This window comes from Cryobacterium sp. N21, assembly GCF_002929575.1.
In the GTDB taxonomy this organism is placed as follows: Bacteria; Actinomycetota; Actinomycetes; order Actinomycetales; family Microbacteriaceae; genus Cryobacterium; species Cryobacterium flavum.
Genome location: NZ_PJJQ01000035.1, coordinates 244,209 through 268,017 on the forward strand (window position 1 = coordinate 244,209; position 23,809 = coordinate 268,017).

Annotated in this window: 23 protein-coding genes and 3 pseudogenes; 8 read left to right on the forward strand and 18 right to left on the reverse strand. The window is 58.1% G+C overall.

All coding sequences use genetic code 11. From position 1 onward, the window contains the following. Positions 1–2 precede the first annotated feature (2 nt). The 4 genes from CXY77_RS15530 to CXY77_RS15545 all read right to left on the reverse strand — a co-directional run bounded on the left by CXY77_RS15530 (position 3) and on the right by CXY77_RS15545 (position 3,219). On the reverse strand, positions 3–1,022 hold the full coding sequence (locus CXY77_RS15530) for a tyrosine-type recombinase/integrase (protein WP_158252856.1): 1,020 nt from the start codon (positions 1,020–1,022) through the stop codon (positions 3–5). Next, positions 1,009–1,983: a tyrosine-type recombinase/integrase gene (locus CXY77_RS15535; RefSeq protein ID WP_104130436.1), complete on the reverse strand. Its 975-nt coding sequence runs from the start codon at positions 1,981–1,983 to the stop codon at positions 1,009–1,011. The genes CXY77_RS15530 and CXY77_RS15535 overlap by 14 nt, the downstream gene beginning before the upstream one ends. Then, the gene (locus CXY77_RS15540; protein WP_104130437.1) at positions 1,980–2,816 is read right to left on the reverse strand and encodes a tyrosine-type recombinase/integrase; all 837 of its coding nucleotides are present in this window, start codon (positions 2,814–2,816) and stop codon (positions 1,980–1,982) included. The genes CXY77_RS15535 and CXY77_RS15540 overlap by 4 nt, the downstream gene beginning before the upstream one ends. A gap of 88 nt (positions 2,817–2,904) precedes the next feature. Continuing rightward, the gene (locus CXY77_RS15545; RefSeq protein ID WP_104130438.1) at positions 2,905–3,219 is read right to left on the reverse strand and encodes a hypothetical protein; all 315 of its coding nucleotides are present in this window, start codon (positions 3,217–3,219) and stop codon (positions 2,905–2,907) included. A 194-nt stretch (positions 3,220–3,413) separates the two neighbouring features. Here CXY77_RS15545 and CXY77_RS15550 point away from each other — a divergent pair, with 194 nt between their 5' ends. The 6 genes and pseudogenes from CXY77_RS15550 (at position 3,414) to CXY77_RS15575 (ending at position 7,252) form a co-directional block, all read left to right on the forward strand. Continuing rightward, positions 3,414–4,187 carry a hypothetical protein gene (locus CXY77_RS15550; RefSeq protein ID WP_104130439.1) on the forward strand — a complete coding sequence of 258 codons (774 nt, stop codon included), beginning with the start codon at positions 3,414–3,416 and terminating at the stop codon, positions 4,185–4,187. Positions 4,188–4,225: 38 nt separating this feature from the next. Continuing rightward, positions 4,226–4,933: pseudogene (locus CXY77_RS15555) on the forward strand (ATP-binding protein). A gap of 328 nt (positions 4,934–5,261) precedes the next feature. Beyond that, positions 5,262–5,474 (forward strand): hypothetical protein, encoded by a 213-nt coding sequence (locus CXY77_RS20930; RefSeq protein WP_304466267.1) that lies wholly within the window; start codon positions 5,262–5,264, stop codon positions 5,472–5,474. Further along, entirely contained in the window at positions 5,398–6,012 is a 615-nt protein-coding gene (locus CXY77_RS15565; protein ID WP_304466268.1) for an ATP-binding protein, read from the forward strand. The genes CXY77_RS20930 and CXY77_RS15565 overlap by 77 nt, the downstream gene beginning before the upstream one ends. Positions 6,013–6,128: 116 nt before the next feature. Then, positions 6,129–6,797, forward strand: coding sequence for an IS21-like element helper ATPase IstB (istB, locus tag CXY77_RS15570; RefSeq protein ID WP_104130440.1), 669 nt, complete (start codon positions 6,129–6,131; stop codon positions 6,795–6,797). A 59-nt stretch (positions 6,798–6,856) separates the two neighbouring features. Then, positions 6,857–7,252 carry an ATP-binding protein gene (locus tag CXY77_RS15575; protein WP_233197448.1) on the forward strand — a complete coding sequence of 132 codons (396 nt, stop codon included), beginning with the start codon at positions 6,857–6,859 and terminating at the stop codon, positions 7,250–7,252. A gap of 123 nt (positions 7,253–7,375) precedes the next feature. Here the strand turns inward: CXY77_RS15575 and CXY77_RS15580 are convergent, their stop codons facing one another. The 12 genes and pseudogenes from CXY77_RS15580 to CXY77_RS15635 form a co-directional block, all read right to left on the reverse strand. Beyond that, complete coding sequence (locus CXY77_RS15580) at positions 7,376–8,500, reverse strand: glycosyltransferase family 4 protein (RefSeq protein WP_104130441.1); 1,125 nt, start codon at positions 8,498–8,500, stop codon at positions 7,376–7,378. A 2-nt stretch (positions 8,501–8,502) separates the two neighbouring features. Then, positions 8,503–9,681, reverse strand: a complete 1,179-nt coding sequence (gene wecB, locus CXY77_RS15585) for a non-hydrolyzing UDP-N-acetylglucosamine 2-epimerase (protein ID WP_104130442.1) — start codon at positions 9,679–9,681, stop codon at positions 8,503–8,505. Positions 9,682–9,786: 105 nt separating this feature from the next. Then, positions 9,787–11,079, reverse strand: a complete 1,293-nt coding sequence (locus CXY77_RS15590) for a hypothetical protein (RefSeq protein WP_140425553.1) — start codon at positions 11,077–11,079, stop codon at positions 9,787–9,789. A gap of 112 nt (positions 11,080–11,191) precedes the next feature. After that, positions 11,192–12,229 carry a glycosyltransferase gene (locus CXY77_RS15595; RefSeq protein WP_104130444.1) on the reverse strand — a complete coding sequence of 346 codons (1,038 nt, stop codon included), beginning with the start codon at positions 12,227–12,229 and terminating at the stop codon, positions 11,192–11,194. Positions 12,230–12,585: 356 nt separating this feature from the next. Next, positions 12,586–13,257: an HAD family hydrolase gene (locus CXY77_RS15600; protein WP_104130445.1), complete on the reverse strand. Its 672-nt coding sequence runs from the start codon at positions 13,255–13,257 to the stop codon at positions 12,586–12,588. Then, positions 13,248–14,228: an ATP-grasp domain-containing protein gene (locus CXY77_RS15605; RefSeq protein WP_104130446.1), complete on the reverse strand. Its 981-nt coding sequence runs from the start codon at positions 14,226–14,228 to the stop codon at positions 13,248–13,250. The genes CXY77_RS15600 and CXY77_RS15605 overlap by 10 nt, the downstream gene beginning before the upstream one ends. Beyond that, positions 14,215–14,853 carry a sugar transferase gene (locus tag CXY77_RS15610; RefSeq protein ID WP_104130447.1) on the reverse strand — a complete coding sequence of 213 codons (639 nt, stop codon included), beginning with the start codon at positions 14,851–14,853 and terminating at the stop codon, positions 14,215–14,217. The genes CXY77_RS15605 and CXY77_RS15610 overlap by 14 nt, the downstream gene beginning before the upstream one ends. Next, on the reverse strand, positions 14,850–15,986 hold the full coding sequence (locus tag CXY77_RS15615) for a DegT/DnrJ/EryC1/StrS aminotransferase family protein (protein ID WP_104130448.1): 1,137 nt from the start codon (positions 15,984–15,986) through the stop codon (positions 14,850–14,852). Before CXY77_RS15615 ends, CXY77_RS15610 begins: the two co-directional genes overlap by 4 nt. Beyond that, a complete protein-coding gene (locus CXY77_RS15620) occupies positions 15,979–17,829 on the reverse strand; it encodes a nucleoside-diphosphate sugar epimerase/dehydratase (protein ID WP_233197450.1) in 1,851 nt (616 codons plus the stop codon). The genes CXY77_RS15615 and CXY77_RS15620 overlap by 8 nt, the downstream gene beginning before the upstream one ends. Positions 17,830–18,271: 442 nt before the next feature. Next, positions 18,272–18,541: pseudogene (locus CXY77_RS15625) on the reverse strand (integrase core domain-containing protein); the annotation flags it as partial. A gap of 25 nt (positions 18,542–18,566) precedes the next feature. Then, positions 18,567–19,804 (reverse strand): annotated as a pseudogene (locus CXY77_RS15630) (IS30 family transposase). A gap of 79 nt (positions 19,805–19,883) precedes the next feature. Next, complete coding sequence (locus CXY77_RS15635; protein ID WP_140425555.1) at positions 19,884–20,168, reverse strand: hypothetical protein; 285 nt, start codon at positions 20,166–20,168, stop codon at positions 19,884–19,886. 233 nt (positions 20,169–20,401) lie between these two features. Here CXY77_RS15635 and CXY77_RS15640 point away from each other — a divergent pair, with 233 nt between their 5' ends. Next, the gene (locus tag CXY77_RS15640; RefSeq protein ID WP_104089077.1) at positions 20,402–21,694 is read left to right on the forward strand and encodes a cell wall metabolism sensor histidine kinase WalK; all 1,293 of its coding nucleotides are present in this window, start codon (positions 20,402–20,404) and stop codon (positions 21,692–21,694) included. 85 nt (positions 21,695–21,779) lie between these two features. Beyond that, positions 21,780–22,529, forward strand: coding sequence for a response regulator transcription factor (locus CXY77_RS15645; RefSeq protein WP_104089076.1), 750 nt, complete (start codon positions 21,780–21,782; stop codon positions 22,527–22,529). 27 nt (positions 22,530–22,556) lie between these two features. Here CXY77_RS15645 and CXY77_RS15650 read toward each other — a convergent pair whose 3' ends face one another. Both CXY77_RS15650 and CXY77_RS15655 read right to left on the reverse strand, forming a co-directional pair. Continuing rightward, positions 22,557–23,063 (reverse strand): winged helix-turn-helix domain-containing protein, encoded by a 507-nt coding sequence (locus tag CXY77_RS15650; protein ID WP_158252857.1) that lies wholly within the window; start codon positions 23,061–23,063, stop codon positions 22,557–22,559. A 372-nt stretch (positions 23,064–23,435) separates the two neighbouring features. Next, positions 23,436–23,636, reverse strand: coding sequence for a hypothetical protein (locus tag CXY77_RS15655; RefSeq protein ID WP_104089073.1), 201 nt, complete (start codon positions 23,634–23,636; stop codon positions 23,436–23,438). Between the last annotated feature and the right edge of the window lie 173 nt (positions 23,637–23,809).

Genomic DNA, 23,809 nt, shown 5'->3' on the forward strand with positions numbered 1-23,809 from the left:
AACTATTTGAGGCCAGCGAGTTGAAGGATGAGGTCGTCACTTCCTTTCCAGATCGGTGCGAGGTCGGGTGTGGAGCTGGCCGCGTGCTGGATGGCCTCGCGAACCATCTTGTTGTCGGCCGTGGCGTAGATGCTGGTGGTGGCAATGTTGGCGTGGCCAAGAAATTCTTTGATGTGCGGCAACGGCACTCCCGCGCGCAGCATCTGCATCGCGCGAGCATGCCGAAGCTGATGAGCATGGATCCGCGCCGGAAGCTCCGGGCACTGCTGTCGTGCTGCTGCGGCGTGTTTGTTCAGCAGATAGGCGATATTGTCCTGGCTCATCTGATGGTGTTGCCCGGCTCGAACCGTATAGAAGAAGAAAGCTCCGGGTGCGGGCGCGACGGGGTGGAACTCGCTCCAGTACTGGTCGAGGTGGCGCCCGGTCTTGTCCATGATTGGGACCGTTCTGGTCTTGCGTCCTTTCCCCGTCAACGTCACGCGACCAGCGCTAGGCGTCGTGTCGATGTCTGCCGGTTTCAGGTCAAGGACCTCTTGAACGCGGGCGGCGGCATCGAACATGAGCAGGATGATCGTGGTGTCTCTCAGTCCACGGCTGGTGTGCTGGCCCGGTGCTCGGATCAGCGCTTCGACAGCGGACATCGTCAACCCGTCGGGCGGATGGACCACGGCTCGGGCTGGCCGGACTTGTTTGACGTCGAGCCAGATCGCGACCAAGGCCGGGTCCTCTCCGGCGCAGTAAGAGAGGAACGACTTGATCGCGGCCAGCCGCTGGTTTGCTGTGGCGGCTGACAAGTGTTTGTTGTCGAGCAACCAGGTGACGAACCCGGTGATCGTGGTCCAGTTGATGATGTCGAAGGTGATCGTCATCAACTCCAGGTGCGCTGTTTCTTGAAGGTAGTCGAGTAGCGCATTCAGGGCGGTCTTGTAGGAGCGAATCGTGTGCGGGCTGAGCCGGCGTGCCCGGGGTAGGTGGATGGTCAGCCAGCTGCGCACGAGTTGGAAGAAGTCATCGGAGCGCATTGGAGGCCTCCGGAAGAGCGTTTTCGACATCGGTGTTGGCGAGCCCGCGCAGGTCGGGATGAAAATCGGCGGCGAGGTGGAAGTAATACCAGGTGTCCTCGGTGTTGCTGTGCCCGAGGTGCAGGCTCAGGTAGGCCACGAGCGCTTCCGGGTCGCGGCCCGCGAGGACCCACCTGTTGATGTTCTCGATGACGTGGGCGTGACGGAGGTCGTAGGGGCGCAGCGGTAATCCGTTGCTGGTCACGATGGCCGGGCTGGCGTCGTTCAAGAGCTCGTGAAACCAACAATTCAATGTCGCCGGGCTAGAAAGGCGTCCCCACTCGTTGGGGAAGAACGCCGTCCGGTCGGGGTGATAGGTGCTGATCGCGGCGTCATAGCTGCGACAGTACTCGTGCAGATCCGGTGCCATGAACACGATCCGGTCCTTGTGCCCTTTGGACTCGCGAATGCTGACGGTGCCCCAGGTCAGATCGACGTCATTCCTGTGCAGTTTCTTGGCTTCGCCGGGCCGCAGGCCCAGGCAGTAAATCATTCGAAAGATCGTCGGAATGATCAGCTGCCGTTGCCCGCCCCAGGGCGAGGCCTGGATCTGGTCGGCCGCATCGAAGAGGGCTCGTAGCTGTTCGTGCGAGAACATATGTGGGGTGTAGTGAATTTGCCGTCCCGGGATTCCTGAGGGGATCACGTAGGCGGTGACACCAACACTGCACATGTGTTTGGCGAGCTGACGGACCGGGGTGATCCGTCTGATCTGGCCGTTGACGTGTTCACCGGGCCGCGCCGCAGCCCAGCTTATCGCCATGTCCCGAGTCAGCGTGCTTTGCCCGGGATAGTCACGAGCACACAGCGCATCGAAACGACGCAAATGCCGTTCGGACTGGTCGTAGGGCAGACCGAGAGCGTGCTTGACCTCGAGCAAGACCTGAATATGAGGGGCGAGGTTGCTGACGAATGCGGTCATGGCCGTGCCTCCCTCGGCTCGATGCCAGCGAAGTCGAGGCAGCAGTCCCGCAGATGCCTGTCATCGGCGGCAAGATAGTGCTTTGCTGAGGTGATTCCTCGGTGGCCGAGGGCCCCGGAGATCACTGGCAGAACCGTGTTGCCCTCAAGCATTCTGGTCGCGAAGGGGGCCCGCAACACGCGAAAGCCCCGGCCCGTGCCCGGTCGCGGAGAGGTCTGGGTGCGAGCGAATGCAGCGGCGGTCACCCAATACAGATCCGACGCAGTCAGGCCCACGTGGGGAGCGTGGATGCGCAGGAACACATGCTCGTCAGCGACCCCGGCCGGCCGGCCATGGAGGAGGTGATCCGCGATCGCTTCGCCGACGTCAGCCAGCAACGGCAGCGTCAGCACGGCACCTGTCTTGTGCTGAGTGAGCGTAATCTGTCCCTGCGCCCAATCAATGTCCTGCAAACGCAGCCCCACGATATCCACCGGTCGAAGCCCCGTCCGGGCCGCCAGCAGCAGCAGCAGCATCGCCTTATCCCGGCGCCCCTGGGACGTGGCCATGTTGGTGGATTTCGTCAACGCTTCAACATCGGCAGCCGGGAGCACATCCACGAACCTGACGCGCCGTGAAACTTGCCGCGGGACTGCCCATCCCAGGCCCGCGCAGTGGCCGGATTCCTCAAGAAAACGACAAACTACCCGCACCGCTGATAGGGCCGTTCTCATGCTCCCGGGCTTGTAGCGCCCGCCGAGAAAGATCACCGCCGCCGCGATGTCGGAACCAGAGAGTGCCCGAACGTTTGTCACGCCGCGTTCCGGCAACCACGCGAGAATCGTGCGGCTCACCGTGGCATAAAGCGCCTTCGTGTCATCGGCCAGACGCTGCCCTTTAAGCCACGCCTCGAACTCTTCCTGAACGGAACGAAACAGCGCATCAAGGGCAGTGCGTGGGAGAAGACAGCGCCCAACGATACGAACCCGTCCGTGCCACCTCCTCGAGCACCAAGGCGGCCTTGCGCAGAAGCTTGCGCTTCCACTCCTTCATGTGGCCGTCGCGGAACTGTGTGGCCACAAATTGCAGATACGAAGCCACGACCTCATCCGTGAAGGTTGTCACTGCCTGCTCGGAACAGAACCTTGCATACTGGGACCACGCCCACCGATACTGCATCGTCGTCGACGCCGCATGCCCCAGCCCGCTCATCGCAGAGTCCGCCTGCAAGATCAGCTCATCTATGGAATTATTCATTTCTTGCTCACCTCCGTGGGAAATTCACTTGAGGTGAGTCAACTCGTATCTGTGCTCGTTATCCCGAGGAATTCCAGCCCCCGGCCGCTCGTTCAGTGCCCGACGGGCCAGAACTTGGGATAACAGAATCCTCGGGATAGTCTTTTTTATCCCGAATTCGGGATAACACGGACAAAAGTAGCACTGAGAACACGGTGGCCCATGTCGCGACCTGGGTCATCGCCGGTTTGAGGAAGGAGACGTTCACCTCGCTGGCGCAGTTGCGCCTGCGAATCCGGGAACAGATGGATGCCCACAACCAGGAGCCCTTCCAGAAACGCGTCGGGTCCCGCCTCAGCGTGTTCACCACCGAGGAGAAACCTCTGTTGCAGGCGCTGCCGGCGGCACCGTTCGAGATCAGCACATGGTCCTATAAACGAAAGGTCAACGCCAACGCCCACGTGGTCTGGGCCAAGAATTTTTACTCCGTCCCCTTCCGTCACATCGGCGCGCTGGTGGACCTCCGTGTCACCGAGACGATGCTGGAGGTCTATCGGCGCGACGAGCGCCTGGCCAGCCATTTGCTGCTGCCGGCCACGACGACCAACCAGTATCGGACGAACGATACGGACTTGCCCGCGGGACGCAGCTTCCAGACCTGGGACCGAACCCGGATCGAGGAATGGGCCGCGCGGATCGGGCCGGCAACCGTCACCGTGACGGCCAAGATCTTCGAGACCGTCTTCATCGACGAGGCCGGCTTCGACGCCGCGCTGGCCGTGCTGAAACTGTCGCGCCGGTTCCCTCCGGCCCGGGTCGAGGCCGCCTGCGCACTCGCGCTGCGGGGCCCGGTCCGCTCCCCGCGCTACGCGCATTTGCGGCCGATCCTCGACACCGGGCAAGACAAAACCGGACACGTTCCGGAACCGGAACCGGACGATGGCGGTTATGTTCGCGGCAGCGCTTACTACGCCGGAGGGAACCGTTGAGCGCTCTGGATGGGGAGACCAAACGCAAGCTCCGCGAGATGAATGCCGGCGAGCTACTGCAGGCCATCGACCTCCAGGACGAGATACTCTCGATCAGCCTGACCTTCGAGGAACGGGTCCGGCTAGTCGTCGACGACGCCTACTCGACGTTCATGCATTCCAAAGTTGACGGGCTGATCCGGCGCGCGGGACTGCGTTACCCGAACGCGGATCTGCGGCGCATCGACCTCCTCGACGAGCGCGGCCTCAACCGGCAGGTGCTGACCCAGCTCGGGACCTGCTCGTTCGTCACCCGGCAACAGAACGTCGTCTTCCAAGGGTTCACCGGGTCGGGGAAGTCGTATCTGGGCTGCGCGATCGCCAAACGCGCCTGCGAACACCGCATCCGCGCCCACTACGTCCGAATGCCCGACCTCGAGGAAGCCTGGGTCGCCGCCCAGGATACAACCGGCGGTGCCGGCAAATTCCTGCGGAAGTATGCCGCCTTCACGCTCTTGGTCATCGATGAGTGGCTGCTCGATAAGCCGACAGAATCGATGCGGACAATGCTGCTGGAGCTGATGGAACGCCGTTACGGCTAGACCTCCACGGTGTTCTGCACCCAGTATCAACAGAAGGACTGGCACCAGCGCCTCGGCGCCGGCGTTCACGCCGACGCCATCATAGACCGCATCATCCACAACACCACGTGGGTCGACACCGGCACCCACAACATGAGGGAACAAACCGCCCTCGCGACCGCGTAATCCGTGACGGGGAGCACCCGTGGTGCTGAGCCACACCACCACTGGTGCTCTTCCGCACGACCAGCGGGGCTCAACCGCACGATCGGGTGGGGCTCAGAGACTCGAATACTCAGCTGAGCCGCCGATACTCCAGCGAGAGGGTGGAAAAAGCATGTCAGATCGCGCTCGACGGTCGCGTCCGCTCGCCCCGATATGCGCACCTGCAGCCGATCCTGGAGACCGGGCAAGACAAGAAGAGCACCCGCAGGATGCCGCAGTTCGAACCCACCGAACCCGAAACTGGCGGCTATGTTCGTGGCGCCGACTACTACGCCGGAGGCGGTGCACGATGAGCCGGATCGATATCGAGACCAAACGCAAACTCCGCGAGATGGGTGTCACCACATTGTTGGACGCCTTCGACGCCCAGGACGATACCCTGACGCTGGGTTTGGCGTTTGAGGAGAAGATCAAGCTGGCCGTCGATGACGCCCATTCCGCATCACCCAAACGAAGGTCGAGGGCTGATCCGCCGGGCGAACCTGCGCTATCCGAACGCTGACCTGCGCCGTCTGGACCTCGTCGAGGAACGTGGACTTGACCGGTCAATGATCGCGGGGCTTGGCACGTGCTCGTTCATCGACCGGCAGCAGAACGTCGTGTTTCAGGGCTTCACCGGGTCGGGGAAGTCGTATCTGGGGTGCGCCCTGGCGAAAGCAGCCTGCCTGCACCGGGTGCGGGCGCATTACATTCGGATGCCAGAGCTTGAAAAGGCCTGGCAGCTGGCCCGCGATAAACCCGCCGGGACCACGAAGTTCTTGAACAAGTACGCCGCGTTCACGCTCCTGGTGATCGATGAATGGCTCCTGGACGAGCCCGACGAGAGCACCCGCAGCATGCTGCTGGAACTCCTCGAGCGACGCTACGACCAAGTATCGACGGTGTTTTGCACCCAATACGCAAAAAGGGATTGGCACCAGCGCCTCGGCTCCGGGGTTCACGCCGACGCGATCATGGACCGCATCGTGCACAACACCATCTGGGTCGAGACCGGCGGCCACAACATGAGAGAACACACCGCCGGCCAAGTCAAGGCATAAAGACTCGCGTGGTCGGGTGCCGTTGGCCCCCAGCCACGCGACAGCCCGGCACTCGAAGGCAATACCGGTGGCCCCCGCAGGCAATATTCAGTGGCCCCTAAACCCTCAAATACTCAGTGCTGGCCGAGTGGGCGGAGAAGGGCACCCCGAAGCAACGCGAATACCTGCATGGCATGCTCACGGCCGAGCACGAATCCCGGCAGGCCTCCCGCCGTCAACGACTGCTCACGGCCGCCCGGCTGCCGGCATTGAAATCGCTCACCGGGTTTGACTATTCCAACGTTAAGTTCCCCGAAGACTACGGCCGAGACGAGCTCACGTCGCTGGAATTCATCAACCGGGCCGAGGACCTCGTCCTCTATGGTGATGTTGGCACCGGCAAAACCCACCTCGCCAGCGCGCTCGTCGCCGCCGCCTGTCGCCAAGGCATCCCTGCACGCTTCTTCACCACCTCCTCGCTGGTCATGCAGCTGCGCCGCGCCCAGGACGAAGGGCGGATCGATCGGGAGCTGGCGTCCATCGCGAAAAACCGGCTCCTCGCGATCGACGAATTTGGATATTTGCCGATCGATACCGAAGGCGCCCGGCTCCTGTTCCAAGTCATCGCGGACGGCTATGAAAAAAGTAGCCTGATCATAACCACAAACCACGAGTTCTCCAGGTGGGGAACCGTATTCGGAGACGACAACATGGCCGCTGCCGTCATCGACCGCATCGTGCACCACGGCCGCCTCCTCCAGTTCCGTGGCGATTCCTACAGGGTCAAACACGCCCTCATGAAATAGCCGCCAGCACACCAACCCGGAGACGATAACGACCCCGAAAACCGGCCGGGCTGACCACGGTGCTCAACTGGCCGGAAACAGTGCCGCACTGGCCGGACATTTATCGCTCAAATGGCCGACCTCAAGTTGACAAAACACACGCTGCCCAAGACACCCCTGGCGGCGCCGGGAAGTTCCTGCGTAAATACGCCTCGTTCACTCTGCTCGTCATTGATGAGTGGCTGCTCGATCGCCCGACCGAATCGATGCGTACAATGCTGCTGGAGCTGATGGAGCGCCGCTATGGGGAGACCTCAACGGTGTTCTGCACCCAATATCAGCAGAAGGACTGGCACCAGCGCCTCGGCTCCGGTGTTCACGCCAACGCGATCATGGTCCGCATCATCCACAACACCATCTGGGTTGAGACCGGCACCTACAACATGAGGAAGCAAACAGCCCTCACCAGCGCCTAAGAATCCGGTGAAGAGAGCCAGTGGTCCCCGACCGCACCACCACTGGCTCTCTTCGGCACGAACGGTGGCTCTGAACCGCACGATCGGGTGGCTCTCAAGGGATCAAATACTCAGGTTCCTTCGTCACTCAGTCTCGATCAACGTTGCGTAAAGCGAGTGCAAGCGCGACTCCATCCTCGGCCAATCAAATTCATCGCGAAACACGACACGACCATGGTCTCCCATCGCTTTGGCACCGACCGGATCTCGAAGAAGATCATCAACTGCTTGTTCGAAGGAGTTTGCGTCATAATCGACAACGATTCCCACGGCAAAGCTCTCAACGAGCCTGTCGACTCCGGTGCCACGGGCGACAATAACAGGCTTCCCTAGAGAAAGTGCCTCATAGAACTTATTCGGAGCAGAGTAGGCATGGTTGGCAATACTGGGATCGTACACAGCAAAGAGCGCTAGCGCGGTCGATTCTAGCGCCAGCGTCTCAATGTATGAGATGCGTCCGTAGTAGATGATGTTCCTAAAATTCTGGGCGAATTCTTTCACCATTGCCTCCAGCGGACCAAACCCACCTATATGAAGTTCTAAGTCAGGTCGCCGACTAAACAAACCTAACAATTCCACAAGAAGGCGATGTTCACTCAAAATGCCTACGTAAACAAGTCTATTCGAATTAGCCAAGTTCGCATCGGGGACGATCGGAGCAAGATCAGGCGTATTGTGTATTACCAGAAGAGACCGGGGAAGGGCTGGCCGAATTTGATCAACCCGTGCTTCGGTAGCGATAATCACTGCATTCGCTCGATTTATTATCCGGATGTCTAGCCACTCAACAAGCGGCTTGAGCGCTTTGGGTACCGGATATCCATCAACGTAATAGTCGAAAATATCATATACCAAGGGAATCCTAAGAATTCTCGAGCAGAAAAAGCCAGTTGCTGCTGTACTCAGATCCGCAGCGTGAATAACTTCGACCTCGTGTCTCAATTTCCAGATCTGAAATACGAGGAAGAATTGGAATCTAAACAATGCGACTATATTCTTGATTCCTCTCCCGTGACGTCCGCGAATCGCCGAGCGAATGATGTTGGCATTCCCTAGATCAAAATCGAGCACTTCCGATCGAGCAAGTCCGCCATCACGATCCCAGGCCAAAATCGTAATATTCGGATAGCGCTTAATTAGGCTTCGCACTTCTTTTTCGATTCGAGGGTCTGGCGACACATGACTAGCCCTGAGAAACACAATCGACATGTTTAAAGGGTACCGATGGAAATATCCGTGAGTGATGAAGCGTAATCAAAGTCGGCGACCCTATCACACACCCCAAACATATGCCCAATAGCAGCTACGGTTCTTGCCGCAGCGAATCCATCACCATAAGGGTTCACAGCCTTCGCCATTCTTAAATAGTGCTCAGGATCCCCTAACAGCATATTTACTTCCTTGACAATCAACTTTGCGTCGGTTCCTACCAGGCGCACTGTTCCGGCTGCGACCGCCTCGGGCCTCTCCGTATTCATCCGCATGACGAGGACAGGCTTGCCAAGGCTCGGTGCCTCCTCTTGGACCCCGCCGGAGTCGCTTAGAACCAATGTACTCGCATCTAGAAGTCGTGTGAACTCCCCATAGCTAAGAGGCTCCGTTACAAAAATATTTTCACGATTTTCAAGAAAGGGAAGAACGATATCGCGCACGGCAGGGTTCAGATGAAGCGGGAAAACCACAGATAGTTCAGGATGCAAGTCTGCTACCTCTGCGACCGCCATTCCAATGTTAACCATGCCATCGCCAATATTCTCACGGCGATGAGTAGTCACAAGCATCAACTTTCGTCCGCTTTCAACAAGACTTTGTAATCGCTTATCCGCAAACGAAACCCTCTTATTGACAACATGCATAAGAGCGTCAATAACGGTATTTCCAGTAATCACGATATTCTCCAGAGAGATACCTTCTCGCACAAGATTCTGGCGGCTTGCATCCGTTGGAGCCAGATGCAGGCTTGATATCTGACTTGTCAACCTTCTGTTGGCCTCCTCGGGGAATGGCGATTGCAGATCTCCGCTTCTCAGTCCAGCTTCAGCATGCACGACTGGTATACCGTGATAGAAGGCCGCCATTGCCGCGGCTGTTGATGTCGTCGTGTCGCCCTGTACAATGACGGCATCCGGCCTATCCGCCACGAAGATTTTCTCTAGTCCGACGAGAGTTCTCGACATGATTGAAGTTAGGCTCTGTCGCTCCCTCATTATATTTAAGTCATAAATCGGCGTTATCCCGAAGAGTTCGTTTACTTGATCCAGCATCATTCTATGCTGCCCCGTTACAGCCACTATGCAATCAAACAGATTACTCTTCTCGAGCTGTTTAACAATGGGAGCCATTTTAATGGCTTCCGGCCTCGTGCCGTATATTGGCATTATCTTCAGCATTTGAAAACTCTCACTATATGTTTTGGACTTATGTCTAGAATGCACGTACGTAAAGTCCAGCTTTGAATAAATGGCGGTAATCTAATCTCAAACCTCGACGTCTTCTTAGGGCCTCTTCTCCCGCTCAAGCTTCAAAGCGCGTGGGAGGGTCTCGTAACGTTGACGATGCGCCTGGAGTTTGACGTTCCTACCTTGGCTTATGACCAGAGGAAGGAGCATGATCATCGTTGATCCCCTCATCCGGACAACAATCCCGTAATTTGTCAAACTCACGGACATAGCCAGCAAAAGCAGTCCGGACGCCGCTAGTAGAATCACCCCGATTGTGCCGTCTTTCATTCGCCGTATCGAGCGAATAGCAATGTACAAGATCGCTAGCCACGCGATTGAGTTCGCTCCGACCCAAACCCAAACGGGTGCAAGTCCGAATTCCCACAAAAATGGACCAAGCACAAGTCTAGGAAAGACTTGAAGAGCCATTGTCAAAAACCCCCCGACACCCGGTTGGAGACTACTTGCGGCAAAACCCGTCGTCGCATCTACTGATATATATACACGATTCAGTTGGAGACTCTCTTCCGTCACCCCGAGACTATCGAGGGCAACACTGAGTGCCGTCGACGCGATAATAACAGATATCACACTTGTCACAGTAAGAGTTAGGCGCATCTTCTTCCGGATAAGTACCACGATCAGCAAACCTAAGATTAGTGCGCATAAAACGAGGATCGCTAAGGATGTCCGAACGGTTCCAAAAATAAAAAGGCCAGCCCCACCGATCCAAAGCCGGCCAATCCTACCATTCCACAGAGACGCAAGCGCGTAACATATCATGGAAATTCCGAGCCAACACAATGCTTCTCTCATTAGGGAGGGGCCCAACACTGCAAATAGGGGCGTGCAAACATACCAAAGATACATTTTCTTGCTTGAGAAAGTACCACTGATGATCTGCGCTGTGCGGGCTACAAAGACTGCGCTGCTCGCCGTGGCAAGACAGTTGATAATCACGCCGACGAATGTCACCCTGCCGAACACGTAGTAGACGCTTCCGAGAAGAATAGGCCACCCCTCCTTTCCATTCGTCAGGCCAATGTCGTTTCGCTCATTACGGAGATCGCTCGCGAAGCCATGGGCTTGCGCGTCGTAGATGGGGCCATCGGGTGCTAAGAAGAATGGACCAAAGAATGCCGTTACCAGGCAGCCGATGGCTACCAGACTTATATATAACAAGACCCCTGGAGAAGCGGTGCCGAGCATACGCCGACCTATTGCGGCAACAATCCCTAGACCGAGGAGAAAAAAGAGGATTCCGGCAAGAACGGCGACAAGCGTGTCGGCTGAACCCAGATAGGCATTTTGATCAAGGGACCGAAATGGCACAGAATTATTTTCCATATTCTACTTGATTTTTGGTATACAGACTCGGTCACCACCAATTTATAGCAGCGAGTTTATAGCAGCGAGATGATTCATGTTCGTCAGCGAATTCCCGATGCGATTAGGAAAGTTAAACTCCGCTCTTTATGAAACTTGAAATGTAGTCATGCATCTCGGATGCGGTCCTGCGGACATCAAGTAAAGTTCGATCGAAGATCAGTTCCGTCGGCGTCCCGTTGGGCATTGTGTCATCACGGATCGCCTCCGCAAGCAGTTCCGGATACCCTTCCGGGGCTAGAACGACTTCGGGTATGTCGCGCACGCCCTTGACATCGTAAGCATAGGTCTTGCGTCCGCAAGCCAGAGATTCCAGCATCACCCTCGGCAAGCCCTCCCATTTTGCCGTGTGCAAAAGCGCGGTCGAGGCGTGCATGTAATGCCGAACATCACTCCTGCCGGGAAGCATCACGTCCATACTCAACTTCGAGTTCGCAACCTGGTCCCGCACTGCCGCCAGCAGAGGCCCCTCGCCGAGCATGGTCAGGCTGCAATCCACCCCCAGAGACTTAAGACGCCTCAGTACTGAAATTGCATCACTAGGCTGTTTTCTCTCTATAAACTCACCTACCCAGAGCAGTCGGACTTTTCCATCCGGGGTGACCGGGGCATGTGGATACGTCTCCAGGGGAACTCCGACCCCGAAGTGCAGCCGAAGAACCTTATCCCGCCTCATGCGGTGCGAGAACCACCTCTCGTCATCCTGATTTATTGTGATCGCTCCTGCAGTCCGGTTGACAAGACTTGTTTCAATAAGCTTCCACATTTGGTCGGAAAGTGATCGTCCCTGATTCCAATGTAATCCGTGACAAAAATAGATGACGGGCACGGACAATCGGCTGAGTCTGGCCACCGCGGACGCCGTTGCTGTGTTCGTGATGACTACGTCGGGCTGGACCGTATCAACCCAATTTCGTATCTGTTGAGGGGCAAAGAAGTTCCGTACCGTCGGGCCACGAGATAGCGATCCAATGCGTGTGAACGGGAGGACTGTTGAGTCCGTTGAAGACGCCGTTACGACTTCCACACCTTTGGCACGCCATTCGTCGACAATTTCAGGAAAAAATGTGTCTATTGTTGATCCCAAGCTTGCGAGAAGTGCTACTTTCAAGATTCATTCACCGATCTTTAGTCTTTCATTCGAATCAGGAATCGATTGAGTGGGTTAGGTAGGCGGGCGGGAGCGACCCGCATTTCCACTTGTTACCATAATCCTGACCTTCGCCGCAAAACGGGGCATATATCAACACGGTCCCATTTTCACACTGGCCAACAGTCAGGACGACTATTAATTCTCATAGGGCGTCGGAGACCGGTTGAATTCCATCAGAGAAGAAAATTATTTGCTTGATACTCTTCATGTTCCATGGCTCTTTTGTCAATGTCTAAACAACCTTCCCTCATAACAGTTTCAAGCATTCATTGGACAAGTCTTTTTTGCGATCAGGTTGATGACTTATGGAAATTCTAAAGATTTAATTCAGTGATAGTTCTTTTTCCCAAGTCTGGAACTACTACCATATTGGCGCCGTCGTAGTCGTGGAATTCATGAAGTCCGCCCATACGACGCACGCGAATGGCCTTCCAACCGAGGCGTAGTGGAGAGACGAAATCCTTGTGGGGATTGTCACCGATGTATACACACTGCTCTCCACTTACGCCGAATTCTTCCTCAAGGCTGAGGAAAGCTTTAGGCTCTGGCTTGTGCCAATTTGCGTCGTGTTCATCCGTAACTACGATGGTATCCATAACACCTTCCAACCCAAGGCTAAGAATTTTCGCCCTTTGACTAACTCTCGGGCCATCTGTAATAAGCGCCGTTCGGACGGCACCGCGGCAAAAATCTATAAATTCCACCGAGTCAGATAAGAGTTCAATATTTGGAATGTGCTCCCGATACACGGCGATACATTCCTTTATTAATTCGGGGGATAGCCCTTTCCCCTCAAAATCCCGGGCAACGTTGAAAATATCGCCTCGTCTACCCGTCTGAAATAGTCGCCAAAATTCTTCAAAAAACGACGAGCGGCCGTAGGCGTTCTCGAGGAGGCTATTCACTGCTCGGAAGCCACTCTCCACGTATGAGCGTTCAAGAAATAGCGTGTCATCCATGTCAAAAACCACAAGCTTTATATCCATGGATTTAGCGCAAACTTCGGGTCAACGTAATAGGCAGCGTCATCGTAACGCAACATCACCGTCCCAGGTCGCCATGCCACGGATGATGCGTGGTCTGCCTTGCTAAGACACATTGCGCCGACGAGGTCGCCGCCAGATGCATGACTCAGTGGGTATCCACCACCAAATCGTGGATTTATCTCCAAGATCTGTACCCATTTCGTCACGGGGTCGAAAATTACCTGGATATTTAGTACTCCGTAGGCACCTGGCAGTGCCGTGACGACGTCTCGGACCAACAACTCGATTTCAGGCACCTGGATTGTGACGCCCTTCGAAACTTCTCCCGAACGCACTTCCAGACGGCGGCGAGGAATCGTAGCCAATACTCTTCCGCGATCATCGACGGCGACATCTACGGTCACTTCAATGCCCGGTGCGAACCGCTGAATAATATAGTCGTCCGCCAGCACATCGAGCTTTAGATCCGATGAGTCTTCAACGATGATCACGCCTATGGAAGATGATCCTGATCGAGGTTTGGCGACAACCTTCCCCTTGAAGCGAGCATGCCGGGCCTCGACGATCTCCTGCGTCTCAATGGTCGGGAAACCATTGCTAACCATCCACTGGAACATTTTCCATTTGTCCCAGCCCAGTTCGGCTACTTGAGCGCTAGACACCCACACATCGATGCCACGTTTCAGAAACGAGTTCCGGGCATCTGAGAAGACTGCGATTTCAGGGTCGATTGTTGGCACGACTACTTGTGCGCCGTGCAGAAGACCTATACGAAGAGTTTCTGTAATAAATTCGCCCGAATCGATTCGGGGAACGATTTTGAATTCGTCAGCCAAGCGCCCGGCAGCGGAGAGTTCCGAGGCGTCGGTTACAATTACCTTCGCTGGTCTACCAGGGTTTGCATCACGAAGGAGCTCGACGAGAGCGCCCCGACGCCCACCGCTTGAAAGAAGCCAGCTACGCGGATACATTTTGATTTTCTTCCCCAAATTCAGGCATGGCCGCGTTACCTCTTGCAGTCACTCCTTCTCGGAGCACCACTGATCTCAAAGTTCGCAAAAGGATGACGGCATCCAGTGCGAAGGACCGCTGATCAACATACTCAACATCAAGCTCGAATTTTCGCGACCAAGGCAAGGAATTTCTCCCGCTAACCTGCGCCAGCCCAGTTATCCCGGGACGTACTTCGTGTCTCCGGTTCTCTAACGGGGTATACCGGCTGAGATATCGCACCAGGAGCGGACGAGGGCCGACGATACTCATGTCGCCCTGGATAACATTCCACAGGGTCGGCAGTTCATCCAAGCTGGTTGACCGCAGAATTCGACCGAACCTCGTCAGCCTTTCATCATCGGTGACGAGCCCATCGGCTGGTGAGATGTCCCGCATGGTTCGGAATTTGCGCAGTGTAAAGATCTGACCGTTCAACCCCGGACGCTCTTGTTTGAAAAGAACGGGGCGGCCAAGTTGTGCTGCGACTGCTCCCGCAACCACGAGCTGAATAGGGGCTGATACGACCAGAACAACTACAGCACCAACTATGTCGAATGCCCGCTTTGCTATGTCGTACCTGCGATGCTGTTGCGGGAGGTTCATACTCGACTCAATATTGAGTCGTTGATTTGGGTGAGCACACGTTCGATCTCATCGGGCCCCAACGATGATCCGCTCGGAAGCGTCAGCCCAGTGTTGAAGACCCGTTCAGCGGTGCCGTTAGACATAGACCGCGCGCCACTAAAGGCCGGTTGCAGATGCATCGGCTTCCATAAGGGGCGACTTTCGATGTTGTCGAGCAGGAGGTGCGCACTGAGCTCGGCAGCCGTCCGGCCGGAGACTGCCGAATCCACCACAATTGACGTCAACCAGAAGTTGTCGTTCTCGTCGTTCTCGCCGCCGAAGATCTCGACCCCGGGAACATCGGCGAAGAGCTCGCGGTAGGTCTCACGCATGGCACGCCGGCGCGCAATCATGTCATCAAGGCGGGTGAGCTGGGCCCGACCGAGGGCTGCAAGCAGGTTGCTCAAACGGTAGTTGTAGCCGATGTCAGTGTGCTCATAGTGCGTAACCGGCTGACGGGCCTGGGTGGCGAGGTACCGGGTGTGGGCCGCGAGATCCGTGTCATCCGTCAAGAGCATGCCACCCCCGGACGTGGTCATGATCTTGTTGCCGTTGAACGACAAGATCGAGGCGCGCCCGAACGAGCCGGCCGCCTGACCGCTGTGGCTCGCGCCGAGTGATTCGGCGGCATCGGCCAGCACCGGAATGCCGTACTCGTCAGCGATGGCGCAGATGGCCGTGTAATTGACCGCCTTGCCGAGCAGATCGACGGGCACAATGGCTGCCACCTTCTCACCGCCGCGGTAGAGCTGTTCGAGGGCCTCTCGCAAGAGTGCTGGGTCCATATTGCCGGTGGCCAGTTCGCAGTCGATGAAGTAGGGCTCGGCGCCGGTGTAGACGATGGCGTTCGCGGTGGCGGCGAAGGTCATCGTTGCGGTGACGACGATGTCGCCGGGACCCACGCCGAGGCCGAGCAGGCCCAGGTGCAGCGCGGCCGTTCCCGAGCTGAGGGCCACAGCGTGCGTGACACCGACTCGCGCGGCCATCTCGGCTTCGAAGGCGTCGACGTCGGGGCCGAGCGGGGCTATCCAGCCGGAGCGCATGGCGGCTAGGACGTATTGTTCTTCGAGTTCGCCGACGTCGGGCGACGACATATAGATGCGCTTATTCATGACTGACGCTCTCTCTGTGTCGCGCGGGAGCGCTGCTGGCCGAGGTCGCGGGCAATCGGTGACTGCGATGCCATGCCTGTTCGTCGAGGCGCTCGGGAACGATGGGGGCCACCTTCGTGTGGGAAATCTTGGGGTGAAGCGGGCGTTCATCGGTTTCGCCCAGGCCCACGAGTTCTTCGTGCAACTTCTCGCCGTCGCGCAGGCCCGTGTAGACGATTTCGATGTCTTTGCCCGACTGGGCGATCATGCGCTGCGCGATGTCGAGGATGCGCACTGGCTCCCCCATATCGAGGATGAGCACCTCGCCGGGGCGGCCGATGCCGCCGGCCTGCACGACGAGCTGGCAGGCCTCGGGGATGGTCATGAAGAACCGGGTGACGTCGGGGTGGGTGATAGTGAGCGGTCCGCCTGCCTCGATGAGTGCCGTGAAGGTGGGCAGCATTGAACCGCGGCTGCCGATGACGTTGCCGAAACGCACCGAGATGTAGTCGTGACCGGTCTGTTGGGCGGCGTTTGCGGTGAGCTGTTCCCCGGCCCGTTTGGAGTGACCAAGCACGCTCGTGGGGTTGGCGGCCTTGTCGGTCGAGATATTGACGAACGTCTCCACTCCCACGAGCTGAGCGGCTTCGAGCACGTTGCGGGTGCCCAGCACGTTGGTCTTCCAGGCTTCATCGGGGTACTGCTCGAGCATGGGCAAGTGTTTGAGTGCGGCGGCGTGAAAGACAACGTCGGGTCGGCGGTCCGTGAAAATGTCCGTGAGTGCATCGAGGTCGCGTATGTCGGCGAGAACCACGTCTCGGGTGTCGAGCAGCCCGTGACCGAGAATGGAGATTTGCGTGGTTTGCAAGCCGGTCTCATCGCGATCGAGCATGATCAGTTCGCTCGGCGCAAACTTGTTGATCTGACGACACAACTCAGAGCCGATCGACCCGCCGGCACCGGTGACCAACACCCGCTTACCCTCGATGTAACCGGCGATGGAAGCCATCTCGGTATCGACCGGTTGACGACCGATGAGGTCTTCAATAGAGAGGTCGCGCAGGTCGTTGAGACGAACCTTACCTTGGAGTACTTCATCGAGGGTGGGGAATACCTTGACCCGTAGGCCGGCGGTATCCGCTGTGTCGGATATTTGGCGCAGAAGGGCGGCGTCTACCCGCGCAATGGCCACGATGAGCACGGTTGCCTTAGTGGCCTTGGCGATGCTGGCGAGGTCGGTGCCGGTTCCGAGCACGCGTACCCCGTGCAGCCAGACATTACCTCGTTGGGGGTCGTCGTCGACGAGGCCAACTGCCCGAAAAGACGACTGAGGGTCGGTTTTCATGCGGCGTACGACAGAACTGCCGAGATAGCCGGCACCGTAGATGAGCGCGTTGAGGGCATTGTCTGCGGGCTTGATTGCTCGTTCCACCAGCAGGCGCTTGTAGTAGCGCACTCCGCCCATGTAGATGAAGGCCATGGGGAGCGCAATGATCACCGTGCTGCGGGGGATGTCGAAGGCTCCACCGAAGATGATGACCGGCACACCGAGGATCAGAGCAATGACCAGCACCGACCAGAGCAGCGACCGCACTTCGGCGAAACTGCCGTACGGGTGGCGCCCTCGGTAGAGGTGGTACAGCGAGCCGATAAACAGCTGCAAGACGATGGCGGCTGCGCACAACAGCAGCAACGGGGGCCAGACAATGAGGTCAACGTGAAACTCGTAGCGAAACGCCTGCGCCAGAAGAAGCGCAACGACCCAGGAGGCCGCGTCAAAGCCGAACTGCGCGCCGAAACGAACCAGGGGAACAGACTTATGTAGGTCCCTGAGCGCGTTTGTCGCGGCTTCGTTTACTGACAAGGCTCACTCCCCCAGAGTAAAGATCGCAACGCCGTGGGGCGCTGTATTCTTCGTAGAATTTGAGTCTACCTGCTGAAAAAATTGGGTGTTTGGGGGGTACATGGCTGGTCAGGAAGGTATTCACTGTGCATCTCTATGTCGTTCCACGCATGCGCGCCGGGAGAACACGCCGCCTCGGACCGCTCAGCGTAAAGCCGAGCCCTGATCTTCTTTCTAGTGTGGCTACCGATTCACGATAAATAATTTTGGTGGGTGCACGAGGAAACCCGAACGGGCCACCAGCGCACGAAGGCAGACGCTTGATTATTTTGCCGTTGGCATGCTGTCGCCAAAGGGAGAGGCGGTCATTCAGTCATACTGGCAAATAATCGGACCGGGCGTGTGTGTGGCGCACACCATGACCTGCTGCGGGCATTTCGGACAGCGGAATTAGTGGATTCTTCTACGCTGCCACTGCTGGCTGCTGATAGCCATAGTGGACGTCGTTAGGCCGGCGGTAACCGAGCGCGGAGTGCCGGCGTCGACTGTTGTAAAACCCTTCGATATAGCGAATGACATCGCTGCGGACTTGTGATTTTGTGGCATACGCGGTGCGGTAAACACGTTCGTTCTTGAGCCTCGAGAAGAAACTTTTCGCCATACTGTTGTCCCAACACACGCCCGTGCGGCCCATCGATGACCGCATCCCCAGGCCGGTCACCAGCAGCCGAAATTCGGACGAGGCATAGATGGCGAGTTCAACTGGTCGTCGCAACACCGGCCTGTTCGGTCAATAGTAGGTGCTCTGCCCACATCTCGGCGGGGGTTCTCCAGCCAAGGATTTTGCGTGGTCGGTTGTTGAGCGTCAGAGCAACGGCGTCGAGTTCATTAGCGCCCGATCGTGCGAGGTCGGTGCCTTTGGGGAAATACGGGCGCAGCAGTCCGTTCGTATTTTCATTCAATGGTCGTTGCCACGGGCTGTGGGCGTCAGCGAAATAGACGGCAATCCCGGTCGCATGCGTGAATTCCACGTGCTGGGCCAGCTCCTTGCCTCGATCCCAGGTCAATGATTTACGCATCGCCGACGGCAGAGCACCCATCTGGATCGCCAGAGCCTTCCTCGTGGCCTCGGCCCCATGCCCAGCCATCGCCGGGCCATTCTTGACCCGCGGCTGCATTCCGTAACCTTCCATCGCTGGCAGGTGGATGAGCATTGTGACTTTGGTCGTGCGTTCCACGAGAGTGCCGATCGCCGACCCATCCGTTCCGATAATGAGGTCACCCTCCTTACGTTGTTGTGGTGGGTGATTTCGGGACTGCACATACAGCGCCTGGTAGATCGCCTCGTGGGAGATCCGCATCGACAGATCGTGGGGATAGTCGATGCGGAGGCGACCAGCGATTTGTTCCGGACTCCACACCGTCGCCCAGCGTCGGTCTTGGCGGTGGGGCTTGTTGCGCCCCCTCCACATTTGTGTCGTCGGTCCGGAGATGGGCACACCGTTGGCGTCTTTGACTGCCCCCGAGAGACGGTCCTGGACGTAATCGCGCAGCCGGTCATTGGCCAGAAGCTTCACCGTTTTCGGGCGTTGTGCCACAAGGTCCGACTTCCACTGCGCAACAGAAGCCCGATACTCTAGCTTTCCCCCACGGGTGGCAGCGTTGCGGCGCAACTCGCGCGATATCGTCGACGCAGACCGACCCATCGACCGGGCAACACCACGCACACTCGTGCCCTCAACCCGCAACAACGCGATTTCCTCACGCTCAGCAAACGAGAGATCGCGACCAGCCAGTGGGGCGAGCGTGAAGGGAGACATACCACCACGATGTCGGAACCAGCGGGCACCGACTGCCTGCGACACGCCAACAGCCGTTGCCGCGTTCTCGCTCGAGAGCCCGCGCGCGATCTCGATCCAGAACGCTCGCTCAACCTTCGCCGATGCGACGGCGCCCCCGGCGACTTCATCGGGGACCTACTCGTTAACTCCTTCATCCAACCTGCGGGACGTCCCATCAGATACCTCCATGATCGGAGTGTTGCGACGACCAGTTGAATGCGCCCTCGCGGGATTCTACTGATCGAAGCGCAGGATGACCTCCATGTCATTCTCCGGCGCGGACAGCACGTAGAGATAGCTGCCCGACAACACAGCATTCGTGATGCATTTCGGGGCCCGTTCACGGGCGCGGTCATACCGTTCCACTGATACAGCTTCCCGTCGGTACCCACCGATGTACTGCCAGCTCTGAAATAGGACGCTGGTTGTCGGGTTCGATGGAAAGCTGGTACGAAGCGTGGGCACACCGCCGGGCTCGGCCATCGCGCTCGTGCCACCGGAGCCCAGACCACCAACCATCAGTGCGAGAACGGTGGCAACGGCCGCAAGGTGCCCGGGTGAACAGGGTCGTCATGCAGTGGTTTCTCACTGTTTGCAACGCTACGCAGATGCATGTACGTGTCATGATGCCAAAGCAGGCTCAGGATTCACGGCAGATTTCGGCCCGCTAACCACAGGATTGACCCAGTTTCTTTGGCCCCCATAGTGGGCTTTACTCCCGTAATGGACGCGTGAAACTCTAGTCTGAGTCCATGGAGAGAGATCAGGCACGCCGCGACACAGGTCGAGCCCTGCTGGAGTTTCAAGGCGTCGTGTTCGGGGCTCTGGTGATCGTCGGCACGGCGGTACTGCTCAGCCAGCCGGCTGCCCTCAACCCGTTTCTCTACGCCGCCGGCGCTGGCATCATCACCGTGATCACCGTGATCACCGTGATCTGGCACAATCGGCCGGGTCTGCAACGCTTTGCGGTGCTGCTCCCGCTTCTCGACCTGCTCGGTATTCGGTTAACCGCGCACGCGGAAGACGCAACGCTCTCGGGCGGCGCCCTGCTGCTGATTCTGCCCATGATTTGGATCGCGTACTCGTTCGGCGTGCGGGGTGTGCTAGCTGGCGTTGCCCTTCTCGTGGTCACAAGCCCGGTGGGACTCTTGCAGGCCTACGGCGGAGACATGGAACCGGGCAATTTCACCCGCATCGTGGCCTACCCGCTGACGCTACTGATTTTGGCGGGGGCTGCAGGAGTGTCGGGAGCACGCATCCGTCGAAAAAAGGTGCAACTCGCGGCGCAGACCGCTCTCACCGAGCAAGCGGTGCAGGCCCGCGACGACCTGATCGAAGCGGTCACGCACGAGCTGCGCACTCCACTCACATCGATTCTGGGCAATGCCGAGTTGGTGCTGCACACGAATGATGCGCCGGCGGTTGAGCGGCGCGTCGGGGTAATCGTGCGCAACGCCGAGCAGATGGACACAATTCTCGCGGACCTGCTCCTCGCGCGCAGCACCGGCACGGCACTGCTGGGGCTGCACATCACGGCCACCGACGTGCGCGGGCTCATCGAGAACTGCGTCGCGGCAAGTCGCACAACAGCCGACGCGCGCGGGGTGTCGATCGACGTGATCGCGTCCGACACGCTCTGGGCCGACGTCGACCCCAATCGCATTCGGCAGGTGTTCGACAACCTGCTGACCAATGCCATCAAATACAACCGGGTCGGCGGCACGGTGGTCGTGAGCGAAACCCGCACGGTCACCATGGCAACCTTCGCCGTCACCGACAGCGGATGCGGCATAGCCCCCACCGACCATGCACGGGTATTCGAGCCGTACTATCGCACCGAATCGGCGCGGCGCTCGTCGCAAGACGGCTCAGGGCTAGGCCTGGGCATCAGCCGTGACATTGCGCGGCAGCACGGCGGCGACCTGCGCCTAGTCGAGTCATCGGCGCACGGCAGCAGGTTCGAGCTGACCCTATCGCTCGCACCTGCTGGTCACGAGGACACCGTGGCACCGTCTGGACGTGAGAATGAGCAAATTGTTGCGTGAGCACCCGTGAAGCAACATTTTTCTTGTTCTCACGTACTGGGAGACCTTGGGTAGAGTTAGCGGACAGAGCAAACCGGGGGTTCGCGTGAATACTGACCGCATCGCAGTCGTCATCGAAGACGACGCTGATGTCGGCGAAGTGATCGAGGCGATCCTCATCCAGGCCGGCTTCGACGTGAAGCTCGCCAGCACAGGCGCTGAAGGCATCGAGTTCGTTCGAGTTCATGCGCCGACGCTCACAACCCTCGACGTGAACATGCCCGGCATGGACGGCTTCGAAACCCTCAAACGCATACGCCAAATCACCGCGAGCAGCATCATCATGATCTCGGCCTGCTTCGACGAGATCGACGTCGTGCGCGGCCTCAGCGCCGGCGCCGACGACTTCGTCGCTAAACCGTTTCGCATCGGCGAACTGCGCGCCCGCATCGACGCAGTGCTGCGGCGAGCGTCAACCGTGGCCGGGCTCGGCCCGGCCGAGCCGACGCCGTTCGAAAACTCGCCGGGGCTCGAATCAAGCGGATGGCTACACCACGACGGTCTGCGCCTCGATAAAGCACGGCGCATAGTGGAGGTAGATGGGGCATCCGTTGTGCTGACCCGCAGTGAATTCGACCTGCTCGCGCAGCTGTTGCAGCCCGCCGACCAGGTGCACAGCAAAGCCAACCTGATTCTCGAGGTGCGCAGCGACAGTTACGCGAGCGGATTCCTGACCCACTCCGACAAGCGCGCGCTTGAGGTGCACGTGGCCAACCTGCGCAAGAAGATCGGGCCCGCCGACCGCATTGAAACGGTGCGCGGGGTCGGATATCGGCTCGCCGATGGTCCCTTCTGACCACGTACACGCTGCGCAGGAGGCGCGCTAGTACATGGGAGTTCGGGCCTGGCCGGAACAACTGCACCCGTGTAGTGAGTCGAGACAGAGGTAAGGAGAATCATGATTCATGACTAATCGTCGTAAGTTCACTGCTGAGTTCCGGGCCGAGGCCGTGGAACTGGTCATTTCATCAGACCGGCTGATCTTTTTACGCACATTCGCCACGTGCATCTCGAGGAAGCGCGGGTCGGAATCCGTCACGAGACCGCCCGTGGCAAAGCTGTCGCCGCGCAGCTCGAGAATGGTCTTCGTCTTGGTGTGCACCCAATTGCCGGGTTGAAACAGGCTCGCCAGCAGGTCGAACTCGCTGCGCTTTAGCGAAACGACCGTGTTCGCTACCTGCACGATCCGACGGTCGACGTGCAAGCACAGGCCATCGCGCTGTAACCACCCGTTCTGTGTGGGCTCGGGCACTTCGACGTGTTTGGTCGGCGCACGTCGCAGGACCGCCTGCTCGGTCTGCTCGGTCTGCTCGGTCTGCTCGGCGAACAAGGCCCCTCGCGACGCATAGAAGCGCCCGGGCTCACCGCTGCGGTGGCCAGAATGACCAGCGTCAGAGGAAACGCCGTGAGTTGGGCGAAATAAACGCCTCCCGTTGTAACGCCGGGCGATGACGCCAGAAAGCGGCCGGCTGAGCACCACTCCAGTTCCCACAAACACCAGAGCCCCGAACACAACACTCTGACATTTTAAAAGAGAACAGCCCGTGTGGTTCTTTGGCTGACCTGTTCCCAGGGGCTCAGCCCGCGGTTTACAGAAACCGATTCTAAGGTTTTACCCCAGATGAGAAGTGAATTAAATTATGTTAATCCTGCGATTCGCAGGCTGCGATCTGCCGCAAATCCTGAGTCTGATCTGACACGCTCAGACGGCGACGTCAACTTGGTGCCGCAGACAGTCAGGAATTCTTGCGATGACGATTCTTCCCACCCGCCGTCGCTTCGCAGCCATCATGACCTTCTTCTCCCCTTGCAGGTTGGGTACGCCCACGCGAAGCACAACACGTTGTTCATTTGCGTCATGTTGTGACATTCGAAGCAGCTTCTGCTCGACGAGCAGCAGCATAGCTGACGCCTTCCCGACGACGCCTTCTTCGTCAGCGGGGCGAGTCGGCACGTTTCATGAGCGTTACCCCACGACGGGCACTACCTACGCGGTCGTAGTTGAAATAACTTCTTTTCTGGCCACGATTGGTAAATTTCGCCGTCTGGGTACATTTCACGGATCCACCTTTCTGA

Excerpts from the sequence above, each read along its gene's own strand:
- CXY77_RS15530 (WP_158252856.1), bottom strand. The coding sequence starts at position 1,022 with ATGCGCTCCGATGACTTCTTCCAACTCGTGCGCAGCTGGCTGACCATC.
- CXY77_RS15535 (WP_104130436.1), bottom strand. The coding sequence starts at position 1,983 with ATGACCGCATTCGTCAGCAACCTCGCCCCTCATATTCAGGTCTTGCTC.
- CXY77_RS15545 (WP_104130438.1), bottom strand. The coding sequence starts at position 3,219 with ATGAATAATTCCATAGATGAGCTGATCTTGCAGGCGGACTCTGCGATG.
- CXY77_RS20930 (WP_304466267.1), top strand. The coding sequence starts at position 5,262 with ATGAGCCGGATCGATATCGAGACCAAACGCAAACTCCGCGAGATGGGT.
- CXY77_RS15565 (WP_304466268.1), top strand. The coding sequence starts at position 5,398 with ATGACGCCCATTCCGCATCACCCAAACGAAGGTCGAGGGCTGATCCGC.
- CXY77_RS15580 (WP_104130441.1), bottom strand. The coding sequence starts at position 8,500 with ATGTCGATTGTGTTTCTCAGGGCTAGTCATGTGTCGCCAGACCCTCGA.
- wecB (WP_104130442.1), bottom strand. The coding sequence starts at position 9,681 with ATGCTGAAGATAATGCCAATATACGGCACGAGGCCGGAAGCCATTAAA.
- CXY77_RS15590 (WP_140425553.1), bottom strand. The coding sequence starts at position 11,079 with ATGGAAAATAATTCTGTGCCATTTCGGTCCCTTGATCAAAATGCCTAT.
- CXY77_RS15600 (WP_104130445.1), bottom strand. The coding sequence starts at position 13,257 with ATGGATATAAAGCTTGTGGTTTTTGACATGGATGACACGCTATTTCTT.
- CXY77_RS15605 (WP_104130446.1), bottom strand. The coding sequence starts at position 14,228 with ATGTATCCGCGTAGCTGGCTTCTTTCAAGCGGTGGGCGTCGGGGCGCT.
- CXY77_RS15610 (WP_104130447.1), bottom strand. The coding sequence starts at position 14,853 with ATGAACCTCCCGCAACAGCATCGCAGGTACGACATAGCAAAGCGGGCA.
- CXY77_RS15615 (WP_104130448.1), bottom strand. The coding sequence starts at position 15,986 with ATGAATAAGCGCATCTATATGTCGTCGCCCGACGTCGGCGAACTCGAA.
- CXY77_RS15635 (WP_140425555.1), bottom strand. The coding sequence starts at position 20,168 with ATGGTTGGTGGTCTGGGCTCCGGTGGCACGAGCGCGATGGCCGAGCCC.
- CXY77_RS15640 (WP_104089077.1), top strand. The coding sequence starts at position 20,402 with ATGGAGAGAGATCAGGCACGCCGCGACACAGGTCGAGCCCTGCTGGAG.
- CXY77_RS15655 (WP_104089073.1), bottom strand. The coding sequence starts at position 23,636 with ATGCTGCTGCTCGTCGAGCAGAAGCTGCTTCGAATGTCACAACATGAC.